This window comes from Oerskovia jenensis, assembly GCF_016907235.1.
Taxonomy (GTDB): Bacteria; Actinomycetota; Actinomycetes; order Actinomycetales; family Cellulomonadaceae; genus Oerskovia; species Oerskovia jenensis.
On record NZ_JAFBBO010000001.1, the window covers coordinates 3,815,527 to 3,841,383 of the forward strand.

The window sequence follows — 25,857 nt, forward strand, 5'->3', positions numbered from 1 at the left end:
GCCCCTCGTGTCAGTCCCCTTGGTAGGAAGGAGCTGTGGCCGTGGCCGATATCAGACGTAATACCGAGGTTGCGCGCACTGCGCTGGCTAGCGGGGTCGAACTGCGTGTGTGGGTCAAGGCCGCGGGCCGCTGCGTGCTGTGCGCGACGTACCTGCTCGACGAGCGCACGTGGCACATCCACACCACTAAGGTCGGGGAGGTCGCACACATCGTCGGCGCGTCCTCGGGACCGAAGTCGCCGCGTGGCAACAGCCCGCTTGACGAGGAGGCCCGCGCTGCCGAGCAGAACCTGATGCTGCTCTGCCACGCGTGTCACCGGATGGTGGACGACCCGCAGAACGTCGAGATCTGGACCGGGGACCTGCTGTCCCAGCGCAAGGAGGAGCACGAGGCGCGCGTCCGCCGGGTCACGGACTTCTCGACCCTGCAACGCACCCTCGTGGTGACCACCGAGAGCACTGTTCGGTCCGAGCGCGTCACCGTCGGAAGCAGGCAGGTCACCCATGCTCTCGTCGAGGAAGGTCTGACCGCGCACATGGACGGGGGCCTGCGGAGCGACATCTGCGTCAAGCTCCCGGAAGCCCTCGACGACTTATCCGACTGGGCCTACGCGATGAAGACCATCGTGGCCCAGGTGCGGAAGATCAGTAGGAGCATCGAACAGGGCGCCGATGCGGACCTGTCGGTGTTCGCGCTCGCGCCGATTCCGCTGCTGATGTACCTGGGTGCCCTGTTGGACGACACCACGACGGTCCGGGTGTTCGACCGGCACCGTGACGACCACGAGGCCAGAGCCTGGATGTGGCGACCCCGGCGCGAGGGCCCCCCAGTCAAGTTTGACATCGACGTTCCGCGCGACGCATCCGCCACCGAACTGGTCATCGAGGTCGCCGTCTCGGGGACGGCGCGAGTCGGCCGGCTACTTGAGGATGTCGAGCCGCTGCCGCGCGCACGTATGGCACTCTCCGGGCAGGACGCCCGCGCAGGCGTGCTGGAGACGCGCGCGGACCTCGACGCCGCGTCCGCGGCATGGACGAGATCCCTTGCGCTCGTCGAGGAGCGGTGCCCAAACGTCCGGACCCTGCACGTCGTCGCATCGGTGCCCGCGAGCCTCGCGGTCCGCATGGGGCGCGCCCGCATGCGCGGGGCGCACCCGGCCTTCGTGGTCTACCAGCTGGCAAATGGTACGTACATGCCCACCCCCGCGATCACCGACCCGGCCGAGTAGGAGAACGACGATGGAGCAGGTCAAGCACTTCGACGCACTGCTGCGTGACACGGTCAACCTCCCACAGTGGCGACTGGACCAGCTCGACGACCGTGTCGAGACCATCTTCGGGGTGCTTCGCAGCGACGTTGAGATCGGCGCTCTCGTCACGGGGAAGACCAAGCAGGGCTCCTGGGCCCACCGCATGATCATTAAGCCCCAGAAGAACAAGGAGTACGACGCCGACGTCCTGATCCACATGACCGCGAACCCCGACTGGGAGAACGACAAGGGCCGCTACATTTCCTCGCTCAAGTGGGCGCTCGAGCGCTCCGGCTACCAGGGCAAGGTCACGATGAAGACGCGGTGCGTGCGCGTGCAGTACGCCAACGACTGTCACGTCGACCTGGTCCCGTACGTAGACACCCCCTGGGGGCAGCGGATCGTGAACCGCCAGACCGGCGAGTGGGAGGACTCCGACCCAGCGGGTTACACCGCCTGGATGAAGAAGCGCGACGAGATCACCCACAGCAACTTCCGTCGCTCCGTGCGCCTGCTGAAGTACCTGCGCGACCACAAGAACTCGTTCACCGGTACCCCGTCGATCATCCTGACGACTCTGCTCGGCAATCAGGCGGACTCGCTCAAGGAATTCGTCCAGCCGGGCGCATACAAGAACGTGCCCGTGACGCTCGTGGCGCTCATGGAGTCGCTCGACGACTGGTTGCAGGCTAGGCCGCTGATGCCGGATGTCGTCGACCCCTCCTCGCCGCGAACGACGTTCAATCACCGGTGGTCGCAGATCTCCTACAGTTTTTTCCGTGCCCGGATCCACGCCCACGCCGCTCAGATGCGCGACGCGCTCGACGAGCCGGACCCCGAGGAGAGCACCCGAAAGTGGCGTGCCCTGTTCGGTGACGGGTTCAAGTCCGCGACCACCGCGACCGCGTCCGCCAGCCCGTTCGTCGTCGCCGGGTCTACCCTGAGCGTCGGCCGCGCGGGCCGTGCCGGGTGAACCGCCGCGCCCCCCTCGGTACCCCGTACCAGGAGGGCTTCCTTGCCGAGCTGCGTGCCCTGCATCGCGAGTCTCCGAAGACGCTCGTGCAAGTCGCCCGGGAGTCGCTGAATGGTGACCTCCTTAGAGTTCGGCTGCGCTTGGCGACGCGAGGCATGAGTCGGTCGCCGGGCGGCATGAACGCGCACGACTTCGAGGACCTGGTCGTGCTGATCCCGTCGAACGCTCTCGCCCCGCCAGTCGTCGGCGTCACGCACGAGCGCTTCATCGGTATCCCGCACGCACTGAGCTCCGGTCAGCTCTGCGTCTACCTCGACCCGGCGCGTGAGTGGAACCCGCTGGGTGGCGCGCGCGAGTTCCTCGACCGGATTTTCCGGTGGTTCGAAGACGCCCTCGCGGATCGATTCGACCCAGACACCGCCCTGTTCCACGCAGTCGGTGGGCACCAGTACTCCCACGAGAACGCCGCACCCGTGGTTTGTCGGGAGGAGTTCGACGACCCTCGCCCATTCTCCATGGCGTGGCTCAGCCGCAACGGCACGGGCGACCGCCTCGACCTGCACCGAGCGCAGCGACACCCCGACGACGAGCAGGTCCTCGTCCTGCGGATGCCCGGACCGCTCTACACCGGGGCGGGACGCAGCGTGTTTCAGGTCATGCGCGAGCTCGGCGAGCCCGATGCAACGTCAGCGCTCCACGCCTGGCGGGCGCGCGTCGTGCGGCGTCGCCGCGACCATGCCACGTTCGTCCACATCGTCGTGAACGTGCCCCACCCGACCGCCCAGATGTCCTCCCTGCTCGTCGGTCGCGTTGATCTAAGCGACGCCGAAGTGTCGACCCTCCACGACCGTCCCATCGAGTGGTGCCGCCTGTATGACGAGCGCCCGTCGATCTCCACCCGTCGAGACAAGGATCGTCCCGTGAACGCCTTCCACCAGTCCGACGTTGTTCTCCTCGGTTGCGGAGGGCTCGGCTCATGGATCTCCGAGTACGTGGTGCGCGCCGGATGCCGGTCGATCGAGCTCGTCGACTACGGAGCCGTCGGTGGTGGACACCTCGTGAGGCAGAACTTCACCGAAGCGGACGTCACCGACGCGAAGGTCTCCGCACTCGCGGAGCGCCTGCGAGCGATCAACCCGGACTTGAAGGTCACCGAGAGTGTCGGCTCCACCCCTAGCCCAGGTGCACTGGCTGTGCTGACGGTGGGCGGCTTCATCATCGACGCCACTGTCTCCCACGCGATGGCGACCTATCTCAGCCTGCTCGACGTCGGTTCCTCCGGCCGGCGTGCTCTCGTCGCCCAGGTCGCGACCGACGTAGCCACCGGCTCGCTCGGTATGGTCGTTGTGGCGGCACCCGGAACTGAAGTTCCTCCGATCGACACCGTCGCAGGTACTCACGTCACCGCGTCCGGAGAGCTCGAGGCGTACCGCACGTTCTGGGAGACCAGCGAGGACGACGAACTCGTCCCCGCCCGTGGCTGCTCCGTGCCGACATTCCACGGCTCGGCCGCTGACCTCGCGGCCGTTGCCGCGATCCAGACGAACATCATCGGTCGTCATGCGAGCCAGCAGACCTCCGGCACCTACCTGTTCGCACTTCCACACACAGGAGTTGCCCCGGGCTACGCATTCTTGCCCCACCCGGGCGACACCTCAGGCTGAGCGCCTGCCGCGGGCGACGAGAACCCGACTACGGGAATCGGTGTTAGACGACGCCGTGCCTGCGAGGGTGACGCCGGTCGGCGGGACGGTGCGGCGTCGACGTGCTTCCGGGGGCCGCACGGAGGCTTCCGCAGACAGTCGGCGGACGTCTTGAGCGGATAGTCACACGGCTCCGGTCACGACCTGCAGGTCTGTGATCCGCACCCGCACGACGGTGCGCGTCCACTCGGGCGCGACCGTGTCGAGCTCCTCGGCACCGGTCGCCCATCGCAGTCACGGGGGCGGGTACCGGCCGGTCGCCGTTGTGGTGAACGCCTGCCGGTACGGGGCGCTGGTTGAGCAGAGGAACTGCTGCGCGGACACGAGACGTACCCCCGGGGAGGTTCGCGGCAGGTTCACATGCCGAGTGTGCGTGGGCGCGGCTGACAGGACCTCGCGCTGGTGTCGTGACGCTGGGCAACTGGTGGCCGACTCAGCCTGGAGGGGCCCGCGGATCCACGTGGAGAGAAGTAGGACCGCGGCGATACCGAAACCGTGCCCACCGCCAGCATCCAGTCCGCAATCCGGAGTCGTGCCACCTGCTCGTATGACGCCCGAAATGCCCACCGTCCGATGCCATCCCGGATCGGTCAGGGGTGACAGCGCAAGCTGCTGAACGCCGCCACTGATACTCAGGGAAGGTTGCCAGACGACAAATAGCGGCCCCCTGCGAGACCACTGGCGCCACGCTCCTCCACGCAAGAGAGCCAGGGCACCGGTCGTTCGCCGACTGGCCGAGCGTCAGGGGCGTGTCAGTCGTTCGGCCGTGACCCCGCGCCCTCGACCGGAGGCTCGGCCGACCACGGGAACGTGATCCACAGGTCGGTCTCCTTCCAGGCGAAGTCCGGCTGGATGATCGTGCGCGGCTTGGTGTAGAGCACCGCGGAGCGGGCCTCGGTGCCGTGCTCGGCGAGCATGCCCATGACCAGGGCGAGGGTCCGACCCGAGTCCGCGACGTCGTCGACCACGAGGACCTTGGACCCCGGGAGCTCGGACGTGTCCATGAGCGGGGGCAGGACACGCGGGTCGGAGAGCGTCTGGCCGATGTCCGTGTAGAACTCGACGTTGAGCGTCCCGACGCCCTTGGTGCCCAGGGCGTAGGCCACGGCACCGCCGGGCAGCAGGCCGCCACGGGCGATCGCGACCACGACGTCGGGCAGGAAGCCGCCGGCCACCACCTGCTCGGCCAGCTCCCTGGACGCGGTGCCGAACAGCTCCCACGTCATGACTTCGCGCTCTGTGCTCATGGGCAGAGCCTAGGTGCTGCACCTGGGGGTCGGCCTGCGGAGGGTCGGGCGCAGGACGGCTCGGTCCAGCACACGAGAAGGGCCGCCTCCCGCGGACGGGAGGCGGCCCTGTGCTCTCTCTGGCGGCGGTGCCGTCAGGATCGACCGGTCAGGAGGCGTCGAGGATGTCGAGCACGAAGACCAGGGTCTGGCCGCCCAGCGGGTTCTGCTCGCTCGCGGTCTCACCGTAGGCGAGGGCCGGCGGGACGATCAGGAGCACCTGGCTGCCGACGGTCTGCCCGGTGAGGCCCTGCTTCCAGCCCTCGACGAGGCTCGCGAGCGGGATCGTCATGGGCGCGCCCTTCTCCCACGAGGAGTCGAAGACCTTGCCGTCGAGCGTCCAGCCCGTGTAGTGCGCCGTGATGGTGCTGTCGGCCGTGACCTCGGGACCGGAACCCTTGATGAGGGTCTGGGTGACCAGCTCGGTCGGGGCCGCGTAGCCCTCGGGAATCTCGATGCTGGGCTTGCCCGAGTCGTCGAGCGTCACGACGGGCAGACCCTCGGCCGGGGTCACTGCCTCGCCCTCGGCGCGCGTCGGGATCTCCTTCGTGGAGACGACCTCGACGAGGTTGATGATCGTCGTGATCCCGTCCTGGCCCTGGATCGGATTCGCGAGGAGCATCCGCGTGCCGACCTTCTGCCCGATCAGCGTCGGGTTGAGCAGGTCGAACTGCGCGTCTCCCAGGGTGAAGGACTGCGGGGAGTCGGTCTCCCAGGACGACTGCCCGGTCTTCGCGGCATCGGTCCCCGAGTAGGCGACGAACTGCATGGTGACCTGGTTGCCCTTGACGAGCTCCTCACCAGTGCCTTCGTCGACGAGGCGGGCCGTGGGGGCGGACACCGAGAGCCCCTCCTTGAACTCCAGGGTGGGCTCGGCACCGACGTCGCCGTTGACCTTGATGGCCTCGACCGCCGCGACGTCCTCTGCCGTGGGGGTCGGGATGCCGCTGGCGGCCGACTCGCTGGGCGAGGGGCTGGCGCCGCCGTCGTTGCCGCTGGCGCAGCCGGAGAGGACCAGGGCGGTCCCCAGGGCGATCGCGACGAGGCCGCGAGAGGTACGGAGCTTCACAAGGATCCTTCGGTCGGGGGTGTCCGCGCACGACCGGGAGCGAACACGGTGCCGGGCGCGGGTTGCAGGCCAGGTAACTCTAACGGCACTCTCTGGGAGGCCGCTGGGAGCAGGTGCCTGGTCGGTTCCCGGGGCGTCGGTCCCCGGGGCACGGGTCGCGCCCCGTGCGGGCCCCTGAGCGCGTCGCGAGCAGGGACAATGGACGGATGCCGTCGAAGCGTCCGTCCCGCCGTCGTCCCTGGGGGGCTGAACCCGCCCCCCTCGACCTGGGGCGTGCCCTCGGCGGGCTGCGCTCCGAGTCGGGGGCCGACGGCGAGTGGTCGGTCCGCACCGTACGTTCGGGGGACAAGTCCTACGTCTGTCCCGGGTGCCGGCAGACCATCCCGGCGGGCACGAGCCACGTGGTCGCCTGGGCCAACGACTCGATGTTCGGCGCGGCCTCGGCCCTCGAGGACCGGCGGCACTGGCACACGGGGTGCTGGGCGGCACGCGAACGTCGCCGCTGACCTGCGCTCGCGGAACCGCGGGCTAGGCTCGGTCGTGATGAACGCGCACCGTCCCGACCCCGCGACCGACCGCCCCGACGAGCCCGCCGCAGCGACCGCGCCCCCGGTCGACGGGCCGTCCGACGTGCAGCCCGCAGCACAGCCCCCGACCGGGCACACCACCGCACCCGAGGGAAGGCCCGCCGAGCACGGCGCACCGATCCGTTCGCTCACGGTCCTGCCGGCCCGCCGCGAGGACGTCGAGCTCCACACCGCCGACGGCCTGACCCTCGTGGGTGAGCTCGCGCTCCCGGCGCACGCTGCGCCGTCGGGCACGCTGATCACGCTGCACCCGCTGCCCACGCACGGCGGCTACATGGACTCCCACGTGTACCGCAAGGCCGCGTGGCGCCTCCCGGCGCTCGCCGACCTCGCGGTGCTGCGCTTCAACACGCGCGGCACCTCGTCGCCGCGGGGGACGAGCGAGGGCGCGTTCGACGGCGGCGAGGCCGAACGCTTCGACGTCGCCGCGGCGATCGAGCTCGCCGAGTTCCACGACCTGCCGAACCGGTGGCTCGTGGGCTGGTCGTTCGGGACCGAGATCGCGCTCAAGCACGGCACCGACCCGGGCATCGAGGGCGCGATCCTGCTCTCCCCGCCCCTGCACCGTGCGACCGACGACGACCTGGACCGCTGGGCCGCGTTCGGCAAGCCCCTCGTGGTGCTCGTGCCCGAGCTCGACGACTACCTGCGTCCCGACGAGGCACGCCGCCGGTTCGCACGTGTGCCCCAGGCCGAGGTCATCGCGGTCGAGGGCGCGAAGCACCTGTGGGTCGGGGAACCGTCGGTCCGCCGGGTCCTCGACGAGATCGTCGCGCACGTCCTGCCCGGCTTCCCCGTGCCGCTGCCCACGACGTGGGACGCCGCGACAGAGACGGGCACCGACACCGAGGCCACCGACCAGGCCACCTACGACGCCAGCCGAACGCACGTCCAGCCATCGACGACGGGACAGGAACCATGAGCACGACCGACCGACGCCTCGCCCTCCACACGTTGCGCCACGGCCACGGGCTGCCCGTGCTGCTCGTGCACGGGTTCCCGTTCGACCACCGCATGTGGCTCGACGTCGCCGCTGCCCTGCCGAACGGCACCACGGTCCTCGCGGTCGACCTGCCCGGCGCGGGCCAGAGCCCGGTCGGCGCCGAGCCCGCCTCGATCGAGGCCGCAGCGGACGGCGTGGTCGCCGCGGCCCGCGCGGCGGGAGTCGAGCGAGCGGTCGTCGTCGGGATGTCGATGGGTGGGTACGTCGCGCTCGCGGCCGCCGAGCGGCACCCCGACTTCACGGCCGCGCTGGGCCTCGTGGACACCAAGTCCACGGCCGACACCGACGAGGCGCGGGCCAACCGCCTGCGCATCGCGGAGGCCGTCACGGCCAGCGCGACGGTCGACGCCGTGCTCGGCATGCCGGGCGCGCTCCTCGGGGCGACCAGCAAGGTGGCCCGCCCGGCGCTGACGGCGCGCCTCGAGGAGTGGATCCGTTCCCAGCGGCCCGACGGCGTCGCGTGGGCCCAGCGCGCCATGGCCGCCCGCCCGGACCGCACCGAGGTCCTGGCCCGCTTCGCGGGCCCGATCACGGTGGTCGTGGGCGAGGAGGACACCCTGACGCCCGTCGAGGCAGCCGAGCACATGGTCGCGGCCGCTCGGGGAACCGCGCTCGTCCTGGTGCAGTCCGCCGGTCACATGAGCGCGGTCGAGGAACCTGCTGCGGTCGCGAACGCGCTCGGGGACCTCTGGGCGACCGCCAAGGGGTGAGACCGGCGGCACCGGCGGCACCGGCGGCGCCGGCGGCGCCGGTCAGCCGCAGCCGCCGGTCAGCCGCGCTCGAGGACGAGTGCGAGAGCGTCGGCGAGCGAGATCGACTCGCCGTCGCGGCCGCCCTTGCCGAGCACGAGCGGCGGGTCGGACGGCGTGAGGACCGCGCCGCGCAGTCGGGCCGAGATCCCGCCGGGGACGCTCAGGACGTAGAACGCGCCGTCGGTGCCGACCGCGAGCGTCCGGTTCTTGCGCAGGTACCAGCCGAGCGTGCGGGTCCGGTACGTCGCGTCGCCCGCGTACGACCGGGCCTGGAGCGGCACGGGAGAGAGGCCGCGACGCCCGGCCTCGGCGACGAACTCGAGCAGCAGGACCGCCGCCTCGGCGGACTCCTGCGCGCGACGCCGTTCGAGCTCGGCCGCCTGGTGCGCCGCGGCCTCGGTGCGCTGAGCACGCCAGGCGGCGACGTCGTCGGGCGTGTCCGTCCGGCGCGACGGGGCAGCGCCCGAACCGTCGCCCGAACCGTCGGTGCCCGGACGCGGCGACGGCGACGACCCGGGAACAAGGGGTCCCGTGCCGTCGCCGCCGGTCGTCATACTCCTCAGCCCTTGGTCCGCGCGGGAGCCTCGGGCTCGTCGGCCGTGGCGGCCGACTCGTCCCCGGACTCCGCGGCCTCGACCTGCGGGAACTCGGCCGTCATGAGGTTGGCCGCGCGTGCACGCTGGGCCGGCGTGCCCGCGATCGCGGCAGGAGCGGCCGCCTTCGCCTTGGCCGCCCCGGCGTCGCTGTCACCCAGGAGCCCGCGCAGCTCGTCGAGGTAGGTGTTGATCGACTCGTGCTGGCGCGTGAGGTCCTCGAGCTGGCGCTGCGCCGCGGCCCGCTGCTGCTCGGCCTCCGCCTTGGCGTCCCCGACCGTCTGCTCGGCGAACTCGCGGGCCTCGGCGACCACGCGGTCCGCGTTGTGGCGCGCGGTGGCGATGACCTCCTTGACGTACTCGTCGGACTCGGTGCGGACCTTCTCGGCCTGCTCGAGCGCGGCGACCACCCGGGCCTCGGCGTCCGAGGCGTGCGCCTCGGCGGTCGCGACGAGCTTGTCGGTCTCCTCCTTCGCGACCTGGTGCCGTGCCGCGCTCTCGAGCTCGGCCTCCTCGCGACGACGGACGATGTCCAGCTCGGCCTCGGCGAGGGCGGTCCGCGCCTTCTCGCGCAGCTCCTCCATCTCCGACGTGACGGCGTTCGCGGCCTCGGACGCGGCACGCTTGGCCTCGGCGACCTGGCGCTCGGCCTCGCGCCGCGTGGTCTCGCGCAGCTCGGTCGTCTCGCGGTCGGCGGCCTCGCGCATCGCGGCGGTCTCGGCCGAGACCCGGGCGCGCAGCTCGGCGGTCTCGCGCTCGGTCGCGACGCGCAGCTCGGTCGTCTCGCGCTCGGTCTGGGCGCGCAGGGTGCCCAGCTCGCGCTCGAGGCTCGAGCGACGCTCGCTCTCCTCGGTGTTCAGCGCGCTCTGGATGCGGGCGGCCTCACGCTCGGCCGAGCCCACGAACTCCTCGGCGCGGCGCTGAGCGCCGACCAGCGTGCTCTCGGTCTCCGCGGCGGCGGTCGAGCGGATCTCCTCGGCCTCGCGGCGGGCGTTCGACAGGAGCTCGGCGACCTCGTTCTCGGCACGCGATCGGATCTGCCCGCCCGCGACCTTGGCGCGCGACATGATGTCGACGGCCTGCGCGTTGGCCTGGGCCAGGATGTCCGCGGACTGCTCCTCGGCCGAGCGCAGGAGCTGCTCGATGCGCGACCCCAGCCCCGCGTACGACGGGCGGTCCGTCTCGCGCAGCTGGCGCTGGGCGTCCTGGAGGTCCGACGTGAGCTGCACGGCCCGTGCGTCAGCCGCCTCCGCTCGGTGTCGGGAGTCCTCGAGGTCCTTCTCGAGCTTGGCCAGCTGGCCTTCCACCATGATGCGGTCGTAGCCGCGCATGGTGATGGGGAACAGTGTGCGTTCGTCGGACACGGGTCGACCTTCCGCCTTGGGCTGGTCCACGCCAGCATGGGTGTCGGGGGATGAGTGCCGGCGCGTCACCGGCAGCCCGACCTGTGGATCGTCCACCAGGATACGTGGCCCGGCTGTGTCCTGAATACCCGGAATGGGTACGGTCAGGGTGTCGCGAGGAGTTCGTGAAGAGTCTGCGGCGATCGTCGCCAGCCGGCGAACTTTCGAATCCGACGCTCGTTCGCCTCTATTGTGGATTGTCCATGACGAAGGGAAAACTCGGTGCTTCAACGAATCCTGGCCGCCGGCCTGATCGTGCTCGGCCTGGTGGGGATCGGCACGGGGGTCGCCTCGGCGACGATCTGGCGTGAGAGCGAGACGGTGGTCGCCTCGACCTCCGCCGACGGCTCGTCGCCGCTCGTCGTGTCCGAGCCCGGTGTCCTCGACATGGTCGCGGGCGACGTGACCGTCACTGCGAAGACCCCCGACGACAAGCCGGTGACGCTCGTGATCGGACGCGACGTCGACGTCACCGGCTGGGTCGGCACGGACGCCCACACGGTCGTCACGGGGCTCACGGACTGGAAGACCCTGTCGACCCGTTCCGTCGCAGCGCCACCCCCCGCGGAGGAGACCCCCGCGGAGGGCGAGGCTCCCGCGGAGGGTGAGGCCCCCGCGGAGGGTGAGGTTCCCGCCGAGGGCGAGGCCGCGGCGGAGACTCCCGCCGCGCCCCCCGTCGTCGGTGTCGACCCGGCCGGGTCGGACATGTGGTTCGCCGAGTCGGCGGGCGCGGGCGAGGTCAGCCTGCGCTGGTCCGACCGTCCGGGCCGATGGAGCCTGCTCGCGGCCGGCACGGGTGAGGACCCCGCCGCCCCCGTCGTGACCCTGACCTGGACCCGTGAGGTCTCGACCCCGTGGCAGTGGCCGGGGATCGCCGGCGGCACGCTGCTCCTGCTGGCAGGGCTCGCGATCGGAGTCGTCTCGTTCGTGAGCGGGAGGAAGGGCGGCAAGCCCTCGGAGCGCACCCCGAAGCGCACGGGAGGCACCCCGGCCGCCGACGAGCACACGGCCCAGACCGGCGCGGGAGCATCGAGCGACCCCGCCCCCGGGAAGGGTGGCACGGCCTCCACGAGGCAGGAGCCGCCCGCGCAGACCGGTGCGACCGCCTCCCTCACGCGCCGCGAGCTGAGGGAGCGGGCCGAGCGGGAACGCCTCGAGTCCGAGAACGCCGCCCAGGAGGAGGCCCGTTCGCGCCCCCGCAACCGGTGGCTGACCGGGCAGATCCCGATCGTGCCCGGCCGGCAGAAGAACGCCACCGCGGCCCAGCCCGTGGTGCCGGCCCCGACGACCGAGCCACAGGCCGGTGCGGACGGCGGCTCGGCCGCCCGGGCCGACGCCTGGCGCCAGGCCTGGGGCTTCAACCAGACGAAGGCCGCCCCGCCCACCTCGGGCGAGGACGACCGGACCCAGAACCCCGACTCGACCGGAGGAGACCGATGAGCACACGCACGACTCGCCGCTCAGCGACCCGTACGGCCGCCGTAGCAGGTGTCCTCGCAGGGGCCATCCTGCTCGCAGGCTGCGCCTCGCCCGTGCCCACGGCGGACCCGGACCCGACGCCCACCGAGGCGGTCCCCGCGCTGACTGCCGACCAGATGGCCGAGGTGCGCACCGCGGTCGGGACCACGCTCGACGAGGCCGGTGCGGCCAACGACGCCACGCAGCTCGCCAACCGGCTCGCGGGGCCCGCGCTCTCGCTGCGCACGAGCCAGCTCGCGGTCGCCGCGGTGCGGGGCGCCCAGAACCTGGTCACTCAGCTGCCGACCGACGTCCAGCAGGACATCATCACGACGACGGACACCTGGCCACGCCAGGCCTACTCCGTGACCGTCCAGCCCGAGGACCTCCAGTCCCCGCGCCTGCTCGCGTACGAGCAGACGGCTGCCCGCGACCCGTACAAGCTGTGGGCCTGGGTGCGGCTGTTCCCGAGCGCGACCCTGCCCACGTTCGCGGGTCCCGCGGTGGGCAGCGAGGCCGTCGCGATGGACGACTCGTCGCTCCTCGTGACCCCCGCGGACGCCGTGGCGCAGTACGCGGACGTCCTGACGCTCGGGGCGGGCTCGGCGTACGCAGGATCGTTCGCCAACGACCCGCTGCGTGTGTGGGTCGCGGACAACGCGACCGTGCAGATGGCCGAGCTGAGCAAGGCCGCGGGATCGTTGACCATGACGTTCACCCCGACCCCCGACCAGGCGCGCGCGGTGCGCACGGCCGACGGTGGCGCGATGGTCATGGCGGGGCTGACGGGGCTCGAGACGCGCACGATCGAGGAGGGCGGCAAGATCGCCCCCGGGTCGGACACCGAGAAGGCGCTCTTCGGGGCGAACGAGCCGACGAACAAGCTCAACGTCGGGTACACGACCATGGTCGCGATGTACATCCCGCCCGCGGGTGCGACGACCGGCGTCCAGGTCCTCGGCATGGAGAACGTCGCGACGTCCGTCGCGACCTCCTGACCTCCTCGGGGACTCGCCCGGTCCCGGGCGCCCCACCACCCGTTGTCCGGCCGCGTGCCGCCCGTCGTCGGACGCGCGGCACGCGGCCGGATCCTTCATAGGATGTAGCCATGAGCCAACCGAGCCAGCAGCCGAACTTCGACGTGCGTGGTGCCGTCGACCTGTCGTCCTTGAACCGCCCGTCGGCCCCGCCGCCCGGCACGCCGGGTGGGGCGCCCGAGGCGGGCGGGTACGTCGTCGACGTGACCGAGGAGTCGTTCCCGCAGCTCGTGCAGGACTCGACGCAGTACCCGGTCGTGGTCCTGCTCTGGATCCCGACCGACCAGGCCAACGCGGAGCTCGGCACCGAGCTCGGCGTGATCGCCGAGGAGTTCGCCGGGCGGTTCCTCCTGGGCAGGGTCGACGCGCAGACGTACCCGCAGATCGCTGCCGCCTTCCAGGTCGAGAGCGTGCCGACGGTCGTCGCGATCGTCGGAGGCCAGCCGGTCCCGCTGTTCCAGGGCGCTGCCGCGGGGGACCAGATCCGCGCTGTCCTGCAGCAGGTCCTGCAGATCGCCGAGGGCAACGGCGTCACGGGCCGAGCCCCCGTGCAGGGCGTCGCGGCGGACGGTGACGAGGCCGCGGAGGCGCCCGTCCCCGAGCCCGAGCTGCCGCCCCTGCACCAGGAGGCGTACGACGCGATCGAGCGAGACGACTTCGACGCGGCCGTCGCCGCGTACGAGAAGGCCATCAAGCAGGACCCGCGTGACCACCTCGCCACCGCGGGGCTCGCGCAGGTCGGGCTGCTGCGTCGCACGCGCGACCTCGACCTGCAGGCCGCGCGCGAGGCCGCGGCGGCCCGGCCCACCGACCTCCAGGCGCAGCTCGACGTCGCGGACCTGGACATCCTCGGCGGCAAGGTCGAGGACGCGTTCGGGCGCCTGCTCGACCTCCTCGTCGGGTCGAGCGCCGAGGACAAGGAGACGCTGCGCCGTCGGCTCGTCGACTACTTCGAGATCCTCGGCCCCACCGACCCCCGCGTCGGCAAGGCGCGTCAGGTCCTGGCGATCAACCTGTACTGACACCCCGTACCCCGCACGACGGCGGCCGGTCACCTCACGAGGTGACCGGCCGCCGTCGTGCACGGGCGGTGCGTGGCCCGTGGGCGCCGCGTCTCTCGCCCACCCGGGCCGGACCCACCGGGCCGGACCGGCTCGAGGTCAGGCCGGTGCCAGGTACAGCACCCCGAGCGGCGGGACGCGCAGCGTGACCGAGTACGCCCGCCCCTTCCAGGGCCGTGCCTCTGCCAGGACCTCGCCGAGGTTCCCGACCCCGGAGCCTCCGTAGACCTCGGCGTCGGTGTTGAGGATCTCGCGCCACGCGCCGCCCTGGGGCAGCGCGAGCCGGTAGCCCTCGTGCGGGGTGCCCGCGAAGTTCACGACGACGGCGACCTGGTTGCCCGCGGCGTCGCGCCGGAGGTACGCGATGACGTTGTGGTCGGCGTCCTCGGCGTCGAGCCACTCGAAGCCCGCCGGGTCGTGGTCGAGGGCCCACAGGGCGGGGGTGCGCCGGTAGAGCGCGTTGAGGTCGCGCACCTGGCGCTGGACGCCCGCCTTGCCGGGGTCGCCGAGGCCGGCCCAGTCGAGGCTCGCGGCCTCGTTCCACTCGGCGTGCTGGGCGATCTCGCAGCCCATGAAGAGCAGCTGCTTGCCGGGGTGCGACCACTGGTAGGCCAGGAAGGACCGGACTCCCGCGCGCTTCTGCCAGTCGTCGCCCGGCATCTTGCCGTAGAGCGACCCCTTGCCGTGCACGACCTCGTCGTGGCTGATGGGCAGGACGAACTGCTCGGAGTACGCGTAGACCATCGAGAACGTGATCTCGTGGTGGTGGTAGCGCCGGTTGATGGGCTCCTCGGCGATGTAGCGCAGCGAGTCGTTCATCCAGCCCATGTTCCACTTGAGGCCGAACCCGAGGCCGCCCGCGTCGGTGGGGCGCGTGACGCCGGGCCAGGCAGTCGACTCCTCGGCGATCATCATGACGCCCGGCGTGCGGCGGTAGGCGGTCGCGTTGGTCTCCTGGAGGAACGCGATGGCCTCGAGGTTCTCGCGCCCGCCGTGGACGTTGGGGTGCCACTGGCCCGGACCGCGCGAGTAGTCGAGGTAGAGCATCGAGGCCACGGCGTCGACGCGCAGCGCGTCGACGTGGAACTCCTCGAACCAGTACGTCGCGTTGGCGACGAGGAAGTTGCGCACCTCGTTGCGGCCGAAGTCGAACACGTAGGTGCCCCAGTCGGGCTGCTCGCCGCGCAGGGGGTCGGGGTGCTCGTAGAGCGGGGTCCCGTCGAAGCGGGCGAGGGCCCACTCGTCCTTGGGGAAGTGTGCGGGGACCCAGTCGAGGATCACGCCGATCCCGGCGCGGTGCAGGGTGTCGACGAGGTACCGGAAGTCGTCGGGGTGCCCGAACCGCGCGGTCGGGGCGTAGTAGCTCGTGACCTGGTAGCCCCACGAGCCGCCGTAGGGGTGCTCGGCGACGGGCATGAGCTCGACGTGCGTGAACCCGGTCTCCAGGACGTACGCGGTGAGCTGCTCGGCGAGGTCGCGATAGCCGAGGCCCTGGCGCCACGAGCCCAGGTGCACCTCGTAGACGCTCACGGGGCCCGAGTGCGGGTCGCGGGCCGCGCGCTCGGCGAGCCAGTCGTCGTCGGTCCACCGGTGCTCGGACGCGACGACGACGCTCGCGTTGGCGGGCGGCACCTGCGTGCCCTTGGCCAGGGGGTCGGCCTTCTGGAGCCAGGCGCCACCGGCCGTGAGGATCTCGTACTTGTAGAGCGTCCCGGGACCGATGCCCGGCACGAACAGCTCCCACACGCCCGTGTCGCCCAGCGACCGCATGGCGTGCGTGGTGCCCTGCCAGTGGTTGAAGTCGCCGATGACCCGTACCGCGCGCGCGTTGGGCGCCCACACCGCGAACGCCGTGCCGCTCGTGGTCCCGACCTCGCCGGGCTCGCCGAGGACGCTCGGATAGACCTGCGGGTTGGCTCCCAGGACGGTCCACAGCTCCTCGTGGCGCCCCTCGCGGATCAGGTGCTGGTCCATCGCGCCGAGGGTCGGCAGGAAGCGGTAGGGGTCGTCGAGGAGAGTGGAGGTCTCGCCGTAGCGTGCGCGGACGCGGTAGTCGGGGGCGTGCAGCACGGGCGGGGTCGAGGCGCCGGGCGCGGGTTCGTCGACCGCCGCGGGCACGACCGCGACCCAGATCCCGTCCTGCTCGTGCGTCGCGGAGAACTCGCCGTCGAGCGTGATGATCGCGACCTCGTCCGCGAGCGGGCGCAGGACGCGCACCGTGGCGGCGCCCCCGGTCCGGCCGCCCGGGAGGGGCACCGCTGTCAGGTGCGGACCCAGCACCGCGTGGGGGTCGACGGCCCGGCCCTGGGCGACGGCCGCGAGCGCCACCGGATCGGCCGGCACCACGGGGAGCGGTGGGAGGGAGCTGCTCGGAGGTGTCGATGACCCGGTCATGGCCCAACCTTTCCACGTCGCCGGGGTGCGTGCGTACTCCCCGCGCCGCACGGGCGTGCGCTCACCCGGCCCTCACGGGTTCACACCCGGCGTCGACGGTCCCGCGACGAGCTGGTTCGCGGTGCGCAGCACCCGTCGCGTGGTCAGCGCGGACTTCCCGGCGCTCCCGAGCGGCTCGGGGGCCGACACCGTGAAGGTCACCGATTCCCCGGGCAGGAGGGTGACGAGCTGGTCGTCGACGCTCGCGTCGGGGTGCACCTTGTCGACCAGCAGGGTCACGTCGCGCACGAGCGTGCGGGCCGTGGCGGTGACCTCGTACCGGCGACCTTCTCCCGGCCCACCGACTGCGGCGGGCGTGCGGATCGAGCCCGGCACGGGCGACGTCACCGGGGCGCCGGAGGCGACCTGCCGCACCTCCACGTCCAGCCCGCCCTCGACCAGCGCGCTGTCGCGCGGCTCGGCGAAGAACCACAGCCCGCGCTCGTCACCCAGGGCCGCGACGACCAGCTCGTCGCGGGCGCTCGCGGCCGTCGCGACGGCGTCCGGCAGCAGGAGCGTGCGCGTCTCGCGCGGCGCCAGACCGACGGCGGTGCTCATCTCGGCGAGGACCGTCCCGTCGTAGCGCACGCGGCGCTGGACGAGCGTCCCGCTCCACGGGTCGGGCGAGTCGTTGACGACGACCACCGCGAGCGCCGAGGGGCCGCCGGGGACGGGCGCGCCGCCGTCGGGCCTGCGGGGCTGGACCGTGACCAGGCGGTCGCGGTACGCGTGGGCGAGCGCGAACAGGGTGGGCTTGGCACGGCCCGCGCCGTCGACCGCGGCCCACGAGGTGACGGGCCAGCAGTCGTTGAGCTGCCACACGATCGCGCCCGCGCAGCGCGGGCTCCACGAGCGCAGGTGCTCGATCCCGACCGTCATGGCGTTCGCCTGGTTGAGGGACATGGCCCAGTGCCAGTCGTCCATGTCGTCGGGCAGCGGGAAGTGGGGGAGCAGGCCGTCGGTCAGCTTGTCGTTGCCCTGCGCGGCCTTCTGGTGCACGAGCATCCCGGGGGACTCGGGCGTGAGCGGGTCGTCGGACAGGGCGTCGCGCAGCGTCGACCACGTGGGCGGGCCCTGCCAGCCGAACTCGGCGACGAAGCGCGCGACGTGGTCGCGGTACACCTCGTACCCCTTGCGGTTCCACGCGTCCCAGACGTGCACCGAGCCGTGCGCGTCGAGGTTGGGGTGCAGGTCGAGCGAGCCCGACCACGGGCTGCCCGGCGTGTACGGGCGCCCCGGGTCGAGCTCGGCGAGCAGCGCGGGCAGCAGCCCGGTGTAGTAGCCCAGGCCCCAGGTGCGGCCCTGGAGGCGCGGCTGCCAGTCCCAGTCGTGGAAGCCCCACAGGTTCTCGTTGTTGCCGTTCCACAGCACGAGGCTCGGGTGCGGGGCCAGGCGGGTCACGTTGTCGCGCACCTCGGCCTCGACCTCGCTGCGCAGCGGTTCTTCCTCCGCGTACGTCGAGCAGGCGAACAGGAAGTCCTGCCAGGTGAGGATGCCGCGCTCGTCGCACAGGTCGTAGAAGTCGTCGGCCTCGTAGATCCCGCCGCCCCAGACCCGCAGGAGGTTGACGTTCGCCTGCTCGGCCTGGGCGATGCGTGCGGCGTACCGCTCGCGCGTGACGCGGTGGGGGAACGCGTCGTCGGGGATCCAGTTGGCTCCGCGCACGAACACGGGCTGGTCGTTGACGACGATCACGAAGGACGTGCCGGGCTCGCCGTCGTGCTCGTCGGGCAGCAGGTCGAGGCGCACGGTGCGGAAGCCCACGCGGTGGCGCCGCACGTCGAGGGGCCCGACGGCGGCGCGCGGCGCGCGCTCCTCGGTCTCCTCGGGCGTCGTGCCGGGGGAGCCGAGGAGCTCGACCGTGACCTCGTAGAGCGGCTGGTCGCCGTACCCGCGGGGCCACCATCGACGCACCTGCGGGAGATCGGCGTCGACGACGACCGCGGTCTCGCCGGCCGGGACCTGGACGGTCGTGACGAGGCCGTCGACGTGGACCGCGACGTCCAGCGGGCCGTCGACGTCGGGGGAGCGCTCGAGGTCGACGTGGACCGTGAGGCGGCCCGGCACGGGGGCGTCGGGCGAGGCCGTGGCCTCGGCGTGCGGTGCGTCGGCGGACGGCCCGGTGACCGTCGCGACGGGCCGCACCGACGCGAGCCTCGCGCCCGACCACCCCTCGAGCGCGAGCGGACGCCAGATGCCCGACGTCGCGGTCTCCAGGCCCCAGTCCCACCCGAAGCTGCACGCCATCTTGCGGATCGCGTTGAACGGGTGGGGGTTGGTGTGGGGGCGGTAGCCCAGGGCCACGTTCTGCGCGGCGGCGTACGCGAGCGGCGAGGAGAAGCGCACGACGAGCTCGTTGGCACCGGGCCGCAGGTGCTCGTCGACGGGCAGGCGGTAGGTGCGGTGCTGGTTCGCGGTCTCGGCGAGCAGGTGCCCGTTGAGGGTCACGGCCGCGACGGTGTCGAGGCCGTCGGCGACGAGGTCGTGGCGCTCGTGCCCGTCGGGGGCCCACTCGAACGTGGTGCGGTACTCCCAGTCGCAGCGCCCGATCCAGGCGAGCACGCGCTCGTTGTCGTCGAGGTAGGGGTCGGGGACGATCCCGGCCGCGAGGAGGTCGGTATGGACCGTCCCCGGCACGGACGCGGGCACGGGCGCGTGCACCTGCTCGGCGAGGTGTGCGGGGACGGGGCCGGCGACGGCGCGGACGGTCCAGCCCGTGTGCAGCTCACGGCGGGTCAGGCTCCGCGCGTCGGTGGTGGCGTCCGGGGTCGGGCCGAGCGGGGATGTCAGCGCTGTCATCGTCGAGGGCGCGAGGTCTGCAGAGGCCGGGGCCGAGGTCACGGGGAAGCTCCAGAGAGGTGAGGGGTCGTCGTCGAACCGCGGCACCATCATGCCTGGTGGCGGTGGGTCTCCGGCGCAGCGGGCGACGACGGCAGGTCGCGTGCCGCGAACCAGCCGTCCATGGTCGTCGGTGAGAGCCTCGGCAGGCCGACGGCCGCGCGGAACGGCACCCACTCCCTGTCCGGAACGTCCTCGGCAAACCACTCGAACCGCTCGACGGACGACGCGGCGATCCTCGTCGCGTCGCCCGGGGTGACCCCCACGGCGCGGACGAAGGACAGGTCGGTCAGGTGCGGCGCCGCGAGGAGTCCCTCGATCCCTTCGAGGCTCGGCAGACGCCCCAGGTCGACCCACGACAACCGGGTCAGCCGTGCGAGCGACGGGACCACCCGCAGGTCCTTGAGACCGTAGAGGGACAGGGCCTCGAGCGAGACGAGCCCGGCCACGGCCGACAGGTCCACCAGCCGGCGGACGCCCTGGACCTCGAGGCCGCGCAGCCTCCGGCAGCCCTGCAGCTCGTCGAGGTCCGGCGTCGCGCCGTCGATGATCCTGAGTCGTTCGAGGCGAGGCAGCGCCGCGTACAGACCTTTCGGTGCGCGCGTCCATCGTGAGTCGATCGTTCGGGCACGAGCCATCCACGAGGTGTCCGAGAGGTCGAGGCGCGCACGGTCGAGCACCAGGACGTCGGGCGACTCCCACCAGGCGGTCTCACCGTGCCTGTCGATGCTGCTCGTCATGGCGCCAGCAGACCACGAACCACCCACGATGTGCGCCGGGAGGCCACCAGCAAGCGTTCCGCAGGCCCCCTTACCGCCCGCCCAGCAGCCGGTCCACCGCGGTCAGCGGGATCGGCTCCCACGCCGGCCGGTTCCGCGACTCGTACACGACCTCGTACAGCGCCTTGTCGAGCACGAGCGCCCGGAGCAGGGCCTCGGTCGTGGCGACCGAGAGGCCCGCGGTCCCGTCGTCCTCGCCGATCTCGCGGCGGTACGCCTCGACGAACGCGGTGCGCGCCGTCGTCGTCCACCGGGGCGAACGGGCACCGCCGACCGCCGCCGCGTAGTCGAACGAACGCACGATGCCCGCGACGTCGCGCAGCGGCAGGTCCGGGCGCGTGCGCTCGGCCACGGGCCGCAGGGGCTCGCCCTCGAAGTCGAGGATCTTCCATCCGTCGCCGCGTGCGTACAGGGCCTGGCCGAGGTGCATGTCGCCGTGGATCGCCTGGAGCAGGGGTGGTGCGGCGTCCTCGCGGTCCAGGCGGTCGGCCACGCCGTCGAGGAACACCTCGATCTGCGCAGCGCGCCGCCCGAGGGGTGCGGAGGACGCGCACGCCTCACGCGCCCGACGACGCAGGTCGCCGAGCAGCCAGCCCGCCTCGAGCGGTGGCCCGGTCGGCAGGGCCTCGCGCAGAGCCCGGTGCATGCTCGCGAGCGTCCGGCCGAGGTCGGCTGCGAGGTCGGCGAACGAGGTGTCCTGGGCCGCGTAGGCGCACGCGAGCTCGAACCCGTCCCGAGCATCCGTCACGAGCTCGCTCAGGACCGCGAGGTGCGCGGTCCGGTCCGGTCCCAGCCCGTGAGCGTCCTGCGGCACGTCGTGCGAGTCCCACGTGGCCTCGACCCAGCCGAGCGGGCGAGGCACGCCCGTCCAGCCGACGCGGGCCAGCGCGTCGGGGACGACGACGTCCGGGTTGGGGCCGATCGCGATCGTCCGCAGGATCTTGAGGATCGACCCGCCCGCGACCCCGGGGAGGATCACCGAGGAGTTGGACTGCTCGCCGCCGACCGTGCGGGCTCCCGTCAGGTCGAGGGGGATGGGTTCGGGGTCGGTGCGGCCCCCGAGGGTGCCCGGTGCGTAGGCGCCCGCCGCCTGCTCGACCGCGGCCAGGAGGGCCACCCACAGGTCGGGGTGGGTGGCGCCGTCGTGCACCGCGAACGGCGCGTCGAGGCGCTCCCCGGGACGCCCCGGAGCCCCGGGGACGAAGCCCACGAGGCCCGGGAGCGGCGTGCGTGCCCCGCCCGCCTCGTCCGGGCGGACGCGCCCAGCGCGTTCCCCCGTGGGCCCCGCCGGCGGGGTCTGCGCGGACGACTCGGCGAGCCTGCCCGCGGGCGTGAGCACGAGCGGGACCTGGATCACCAGGTCCACCCCGTCGCCCACGATGCGCAGCAGGTGCAGCGTGCAACGGTCCGTGAGCGCGAAGCTCATCCACGGCACGTGCCGCACCGTGAGCCCCTTGACGGGGTACCAGCGCTGCGCGGGCAGCCACGCGTCGAGCAGACCGAGCAGCCGGTCGTCGGGGACCGGCGCGCGCTGCGCCGACCCGAGCGGCCCGGGGTGCGACACGACGGGCGAGGACGAGACGGTCTTGGGCACCACGTCAGCTCCTTCTGCCGGGCAGGTCAGGGCGTCCTACGACACCGTGAGCCAGTAGAAGTCCCTCGAACCCCATGTCATCACGACGGCGCCGTCCTCGCCCACCGAGGGGAACGAGGCCCCGCCGAACACGTCGGTCAGGGTCGCGCCCGTGTGCTCGGGCAGGTGGATCGTGGCCGTGCGGGCGGTCGCCGAGAGGTTCGCGACGCACAGGATCGTCTCGGCCGCGTTGCGGCGCAGGAACGCGAGGACCGACTCGTTGTCCGTGCTCAGCGTGACCTGCTCGCCGTCGCCGAACGCCGGGTGCAGCCTGCGCACCGCGAGCATGCCGTGGACCCAGTGCAGCAACGACGTCGGCTGCGCGAGCTGGTTCTCCACGTTGACGTACCCGTAGTTGTGCACGAGCGACTGGATGGGCGGCAGGTACAGCTTGCCCGGGTCGGCGGTCGAGAAGCCCGCGTTGCGGTCCGGGGTCCACTGCATGGGCGTGCGCACCGCGTCGCGGTCCGGCAGCCAGATGTTGTCGCCCATCCCGATCTCGTCGCCGTAGTACAGGCACGGGCTGCCCGGCAGCGACAGCAGCAGCGCGTGCGCGAGCTCGACCTCCTTGCGCGAGTTGTCGAGCAGCGGCGCGAGGCGGCGCCGGATGCCGACGTTCGCACGCATGCGCGGGTCCTGCGCGTACCACCCGTACATCGACGCGCGCTCCTCGGTCGAGACCATCTCGAGCGTGAGCTCGTCGTGGTTGCGCAGGAACGTGCTCCACTGCGCGCCCGCCGGGATGGGCGGGGTGTCGCGCAGGATGTCGACGATCTGGTTGGCCCGCTGGTCGCGGATCGCGTAGAAGATGCGGGGCATGACCGGGAAGTGGAAGCACATGTGGCACTCGGGCTCCTCCTCGGAGCCGAAGTAGTCCACGACCTCGGCGGGCCACTGGTTCGCCTCCGCGAGGATGATGCGGCCCGGGAACTCGGCGTCGACCATCTGGCGCACCCGCCGCAGGAACCGGTGCGTCTGGGGCAGGTTCTCGCAGTTCGTGCCCTCGGCCTCGAACAGGTAGGGGACCGCGTCGAGACGGAACCCGTCGACGCCCACCTGGAGCCAGAACCGGGTCACGTCGAGCATCGCGTCCGCGACCCGGGGATTCTCGAAGTTGAGGTCCGGCTGGTGCGAGAAGAACCGGTGCCAGAAGAACTGGCGCCGGACCGGGTCGAACGTCCAGTTGCTCGTCTCGGTGTCCACGAAGATGATGCGCGCGTCCTCGTACCGGGTGTTGTCGTCGCTCCACACGTAGAAGTCGCCGTACGGCCCCTCGGGGTCGGCGCGCGACGCCTGGAACCACGGGTGCTGGTCGCTCGTGTGGTTCATGACGAGGTCGATCACGATCCGGATGCCGCGCGCGTGCGCCTCGGCGATGAGCTCGGTGAAGTCGGCCATCGAGCCGTACTGGCCCGCGATGGCCGTGTAGTCGGCGACGTCGTACCCGCCGTCGCGCAGCGGCGACGGGTAGAACGGGGGCAGCCACAGGGCGTCGATCCCGAGCCACTGGAGGTAGTCGAGCCGGTCGATCAGCCCGCGCAGGTCGCCCGAGCCGTCGCCCGAGGAGTCCGAGAACGCGCGGACCAGGACCTCGTAGAACACGGCGGTCTTGTACCAGGACGGGTCCGCCGAGAGCCCCGAGCGCTGCGCCGAAGGGGCTGCGGGCTGACGGCGGGGGGGCAGGGCGCCGACGGGCAGGGGTGCGGTCGTCGGGGCGACCGGGGCCGGTCCCGCGGCAGGGCCGGTGGCGCGCGCGGTCGGCCCCGGGCCCGCTGAGGAGCCGACGGCCCCTGCGGGGGACGTGGCCCCCGCGGGCCCGGGCGCCCGTGCCGAGAACGGCGAGCTGCTCATGGTGTGCTCACGTGGATGACGTGCGCCACCTGCTCCTGCGGGACCAGCTTGACGTAGACGTCCTCGCCCCACCCGTACGAGACGCCCGCGAGCAGGTCGTGCGCCACGAACTGCCCGTGCTCGGGGGCAAGGCCCAGGGCCGCGAGGTCGAGGTGCACCATCGACTCCTGCGTGCCCCACGGGTCCAGGTTCACGACGACGATCACGGTGTCCGCGGGCTCGACCGCCCCGGTCCCGGACACCCGTTCGGGCAGGTGCCGGGAGAACGCGAGGACCCGGTCGTTGCTCGTGGGGTGGACCGTGAGGTTGCGGAGCTGGCGCAGCGAGGGGTGCTCGCGACGCACCTCGTTGAGCCGTGTCAGGAGCGTCGAGATGCCGATCTCCTCGGCGCGCGCCCAGTCGCGCGGCTTGTACTCGTACTTCTCGTTGTCGATCTGCTCCTCGACCCCGGGGCGAGGCACGTTCTCGACGAGCTCGTAGCCCGAGTAGATGCCCCACGTGGGCGAGCCGAGCGCCGCGAGCACCGCGCGTACCGCGAAGCCCGCGACCCCGCCGTGCTGCAGGTAGGGCGGCAGGATGTCGTGCGTCGTGGGCCAGAAGCTCGGGCGCATGTAGGACCCCGCGGGCCCCGAGACCTCGGCCAGGTACTCCGCGAGCTCGGTCTTCTCGTTGCGCCACGTGAAGTACGTGTACGACTGGTGGAACCCGATGCGCGCGAGCGTGTGCATCATCGCGGGCTTGGTGAACGCCTCCGACAGGAAGATCACCTCGGGGTTCGTCGCACGGACCTCGGCCAGCAGCCACTCCCAGAACGGCAGGGGCTTGGTGTGCGGGTTGTCGACGCGGAACGCCGTGACGCCGCGTGCGATCCACACCCGCACGACGCGCAGCACCTCGGCGTAGATGCCCGCCGGGTCGTTGTCGAAGTTGAGCGGGTAGATGTCCTGGTACTTCTTGGGCGGGTTCTCGGCGTACGCGATCGAGCCGTCGACGCGCGTCGTGAACCACTCGGGGTGCTCGGTGACCCACGGGTGGTCCGGCGAGCACTGGAGCGCGAGGTCGAGAGCGACCTCCATGCCCAGGCGCCGGGCCTCCTTCACGAACGCCTTGAACGTGCGCTCGCTGCCCAGCTCGGGGTGGATCGCGTCGTGCCCGCCGTCCTTCGAGCCGATCGCGTAGGGCGACCCCGGGTCGCCCGGCAGTGCGGTCAACGAGTTGTTGCGGCCCTTGCGGTGCGTGGTCCCGATGGGGTGCACGGGCGTCAGGTAGACCATGTCGAAGCCCATCGCGGCGATCGCGGGCAGGCGCCGGGCCGCGGTCGTGAACGTCCCGGACCGCCACGTCCCGTCCTTGAGGCGCCGTGCGCCCTCGGAGCGCGGGAACATCTCGTACCAGGCACCGGCGAGCGCGAGCGGCCGGTCGACCTGCAGGGGATACGTGCCCGACGGCGTCACGTGGTCCCGCAGGGGAGTGCGGCCCAGGGCGTCGCGCACCTCGGGCGACAGGGCTGCCGCGAGCCGCGCCGGGGACGGGCGCGACGGGTCCGCGAGGGCCGCGGCGCCGTCGTGCAGGGTCTTCGCGTCCTGCGGGCTCAGGCCCTCCAGGGCAGTGATGCGCCCGAAGAGCGCGACGCCCTCGGCGAGCATGAGCTCGACGTCGATGCCCGCCGCGACCTTGATCGCCGCGTCGTGCGCCCACGTGCCGTACGGGTCGGACCACGCCTCGACGCGGAACGACCACGCGCCCGGGGCATCGGGGGAGAGCGTCGCGCGGAACCGGTCGAGGCCCGGCGCGACGTCGACCATGCGTGCCCACGAGTGGTCGCTGCCGTCCGGGGCGACGAGCACCGCGGTCGCCGCGACGGCGTCGTGCCCCTCGCGGAACACCGTGGCCTCGACCGGCACGACCTCCCCGACCACGGCCTTCGCGGGCCAGCGGCCCCCCTCGACCACGGGCGACACCTCGACGACCGGGATGCGCCCGATCGGGGCGGCCGGAGCGATGGGAGGAGCGGTCACGGGGCCGAGCGCCGCTGCGGCCGGCGGAGCCGTCGCGGGAGCGGGGGAGGACACGAGCGAGGGAGCGGTCGACGTGGTCGACCGTGCGGGGGGCACAGGGGTCGTGAAGTTCTCAGGCACGAGCACAAGG

19 protein-coding genes are annotated in these 25,857 nt (G+C 72.3%); 9 read left to right on the plus strand and 10 right to left on the minus strand.

What is annotated here, in order from left to right; all coding sequences use genetic code 11:
• The first annotated feature begins 41 nt into the window (after window positions 1–41).
• From JOD49_RS20845 to JOD49_RS17175, 3 genes are all read left to right on the plus strand, one after another.
• Complete coding sequence (locus JOD49_RS20845; protein WP_205308248.1) at window positions 42–1,229, plus strand: SAVED domain-containing protein; 1,188 nt, start codon at window positions 42–44, stop codon at window positions 1,227–1,229.
• 10 nt (window positions 1,230–1,239) lie between these two features.
• On the plus strand, window positions 1,240–2,223 hold the full coding sequence (locus JOD49_RS17170; RefSeq protein ID WP_205308249.1) for an SMODS domain-containing nucleotidyltransferase: 984 nt from the start codon (window positions 1,240–1,242) through the stop codon (window positions 2,221–2,223).
• Window positions 2,224–2,309: 86 nt separating this feature from the next.
• The gene (locus JOD49_RS17175) at window positions 2,310–3,887 is read left to right on the plus strand and encodes a ThiF family adenylyltransferase (protein WP_344716394.1); all 1,578 of its coding nucleotides are present in this window, start codon (window positions 2,310–2,312) and stop codon (window positions 3,885–3,887) included.
• 791 nt (window positions 3,888–4,678) lie between these two features.
• Here the strand turns inward: JOD49_RS17175 and JOD49_RS17180 are convergent.
• Both JOD49_RS17180 and JOD49_RS17185 read right to left on the minus strand, forming a co-directional pair.
• A complete protein-coding gene (locus tag JOD49_RS17180) occupies window positions 4,679–5,173 on the minus strand; it encodes a phosphoribosyltransferase (RefSeq protein ID WP_205308251.1) in 495 nt (164 codons plus the stop codon).
• Window positions 5,174–5,321: 148 nt separating this feature from the next.
• On the minus strand, window positions 5,322–6,281 hold the full coding sequence (locus JOD49_RS17185; protein WP_205308252.1) for an FKBP-type peptidyl-prolyl cis-trans isomerase: 960 nt from the start codon (window positions 6,279–6,281) through the stop codon (window positions 5,322–5,324).
• Window positions 6,282–6,487: 206 nt separating this feature from the next.
• On the opposite strand from JOD49_RS17185, the gene JOD49_RS17190 reads away from it, so the two are divergent.
• The 3 genes from JOD49_RS17190 to JOD49_RS17200 all read left to right on the plus strand — a co-directional run bounded on the left by JOD49_RS17190 (window position 6,488) and on the right by JOD49_RS17200 (window position 8,581).
• Window positions 6,488–6,787: an Rv1322 family protein gene (locus tag JOD49_RS17190; RefSeq protein ID WP_205308253.1), complete on the plus strand. Its 300-nt coding sequence runs from the start codon at window positions 6,488–6,490 to the stop codon at window positions 6,785–6,787.
• Window positions 6,788–6,986: 199 nt separating this feature from the next.
• Window positions 6,987–7,790, plus strand: coding sequence for an alpha/beta hydrolase (locus JOD49_RS17195; protein ID WP_307822697.1), 804 nt, complete (start codon window positions 6,987–6,989; stop codon window positions 7,788–7,790).
• Window positions 7,787–8,581, plus strand: a complete 795-nt coding sequence (locus tag JOD49_RS17200) for an alpha/beta fold hydrolase (RefSeq protein WP_205308254.1) — start codon at window positions 7,787–7,789, stop codon at window positions 8,579–8,581. Before JOD49_RS17195 ends, JOD49_RS17200 begins: the two co-directional genes overlap by 4 nt.
• A 59-nt stretch (window positions 8,582–8,640) precedes the next feature.
• Here JOD49_RS17200 and JOD49_RS17205 read toward each other — a convergent pair whose 3' ends face one another.
• The gene (locus JOD49_RS17205; RefSeq protein ID WP_239525248.1) at window positions 8,641–9,177 is read right to left on the minus strand and encodes a hypothetical protein; all 537 of its coding nucleotides are present in this window, start codon (window positions 9,175–9,177) and stop codon (window positions 8,641–8,643) included.
• Window positions 9,178–9,182: 5 nt separating this feature from the next.
• Window positions 9,183–10,580: a coiled-coil domain-containing protein gene (locus tag JOD49_RS17210; protein ID WP_205308255.1), complete on the minus strand. Its 1,398-nt coding sequence runs from the start codon at window positions 10,578–10,580 to the stop codon at window positions 9,183–9,185.
• A gap of 261 nt (window positions 10,581–10,841) precedes the next feature.
• Here JOD49_RS17210 and JOD49_RS17215 point away from each other — a divergent pair, with 261 nt between their 5' ends.
• The 3 genes from JOD49_RS17215 (at window position 10,842) to JOD49_RS17225 (ending at window position 14,136) form a co-directional block, all read left to right on the plus strand.
• On the plus strand, window positions 10,842–12,059 hold the full coding sequence (locus JOD49_RS17215) for a hypothetical protein (RefSeq protein WP_205308256.1): 1,218 nt from the start codon (window positions 10,842–10,844) through the stop codon (window positions 12,057–12,059).
• Entirely contained in the window at window positions 12,056–13,075 is a 1,020-nt protein-coding gene (locus JOD49_RS17220) for a DUF8094 domain-containing protein (protein WP_205308257.1), read from the plus strand. Before JOD49_RS17215 ends, JOD49_RS17220 begins: the two co-directional genes overlap by 4 nt.
• Window positions 13,076–13,185: 110 nt before the next feature.
• Window positions 13,186–14,136 carry a tetratricopeptide repeat protein gene (locus JOD49_RS17225; RefSeq protein WP_205308258.1) on the plus strand — a complete coding sequence of 317 codons (951 nt, stop codon included), beginning with the start codon at window positions 13,186–13,188 and terminating at the stop codon, window positions 14,134–14,136.
• A 138-nt stretch (window positions 14,137–14,274) separates the two neighbouring features.
• Here the strand turns inward: JOD49_RS17225 and glgB are convergent, their stop codons facing one another.
• The 6 genes from glgB to JOD49_RS17255 form a co-directional block, all read right to left on the minus strand.
• The gene (gene glgB, locus JOD49_RS17230; protein WP_205308259.1) at window positions 14,275–16,569 is read right to left on the minus strand and encodes a 1,4-alpha-glucan branching protein GlgB; all 2,295 of its coding nucleotides are present in this window, start codon (window positions 16,567–16,569) and stop codon (window positions 14,275–14,277) included.
• 72 nt (window positions 16,570–16,641) lie between these two features.
• Window positions 16,642–19,407 (minus strand): glycoside hydrolase family 2 protein, encoded by a 2,766-nt coding sequence (locus tag JOD49_RS17235; protein WP_205308260.1) that lies wholly within the window; start codon window positions 19,405–19,407, stop codon window positions 16,642–16,644.
• Between the two features lie 89 nt (window positions 19,408–19,496).
• On the minus strand, window positions 19,497–20,186 hold the full coding sequence (locus tag JOD49_RS17240; protein ID WP_205308261.1) for a leucine-rich repeat domain-containing protein: 690 nt from the start codon (window positions 20,184–20,186) through the stop codon (window positions 19,497–19,499).
• Window positions 20,187–20,256: 70 nt separating this feature from the next.
• On the minus strand, window positions 20,257–21,822 hold the full coding sequence (locus JOD49_RS17245; protein WP_307822611.1) for a phosphotransferase: 1,566 nt from the start codon (window positions 21,820–21,822) through the stop codon (window positions 20,257–20,259).
• Window positions 21,823–21,855: 33 nt separating this feature from the next.
• Window positions 21,856–23,709, minus strand: coding sequence for a maltose alpha-D-glucosyltransferase (treS, locus tag JOD49_RS17250; RefSeq protein WP_205308262.1), 1,854 nt, complete (start codon window positions 23,707–23,709; stop codon window positions 21,856–21,858).
• Window positions 23,706–25,847 (minus strand): alpha-1,4-glucan--maltose-1-phosphate maltosyltransferase, encoded by a 2,142-nt coding sequence (locus tag JOD49_RS17255; RefSeq protein ID WP_372441335.1) that lies wholly within the window; start codon window positions 25,845–25,847, stop codon window positions 23,706–23,708. Before JOD49_RS17255 ends, treS begins: the two co-directional genes overlap by 4 nt.
• Window positions 25,848–25,857: the final 10 nt, after the last annotated feature.

Excerpts from the sequence above, each read along its gene's own strand:
- JOD49_RS17170 (WP_205308249.1), top strand. The coding sequence starts at position 1,240 with ATGGAGCAGGTCAAGCACTTCGACGCACTGCTGCGTGACACGGTCAAC.
- JOD49_RS17180 (WP_205308251.1), bottom strand. The coding sequence starts at position 5,173 with ATGAGCACAGAGCGCGAAGTCATGACGTGGGAGCTGTTCGGCACCGCG.
- JOD49_RS17190 (WP_205308253.1), top strand. The coding sequence starts at position 6,488 with ATGCCGTCGAAGCGTCCGTCCCGCCGTCGTCCCTGGGGGGCTGAACCC.
- JOD49_RS17200 (WP_205308254.1), top strand. The coding sequence starts at position 7,787 with ATGAGCACGACCGACCGACGCCTCGCCCTCCACACGTTGCGCCACGGC.
- JOD49_RS17205 (WP_239525248.1), bottom strand. The coding sequence starts at position 9,177 with ATGACGACCGGCGGCGACGGCACGGGACCCCTTGTTCCCGGGTCGTCG.
- JOD49_RS17220 (WP_205308257.1), top strand. The coding sequence starts at position 12,056 with ATGAGCACACGCACGACTCGCCGCTCAGCGACCCGTACGGCCGCCGTA.
- JOD49_RS17225 (WP_205308258.1), top strand. The coding sequence starts at position 13,186 with ATGAGCCAACCGAGCCAGCAGCCGAACTTCGACGTGCGTGGTGCCGTC.
- glgB (WP_205308259.1), bottom strand. The coding sequence starts at position 16,569 with ATGACCGGGTCATCGACACCTCCGAGCAGCTCCCTCCCACCGCTCCCC.
- JOD49_RS17235 (WP_205308260.1), bottom strand. The coding sequence starts at position 19,407 with ATGACAGCGCTGACATCCCCGCTCGGCCCGACCCCGGACGCCACCACC.
- JOD49_RS17240 (WP_205308261.1), bottom strand. The coding sequence starts at position 20,186 with ATGACGAGCAGCATCGACAGGCACGGTGAGACCGCCTGGTGGGAGTCG.
- treS (WP_205308262.1), bottom strand. The coding sequence starts at position 23,709 with ATGAGCAGCTCGCCGTTCTCGGCACGGGCGCCCGGGCCCGCGGGGGCC.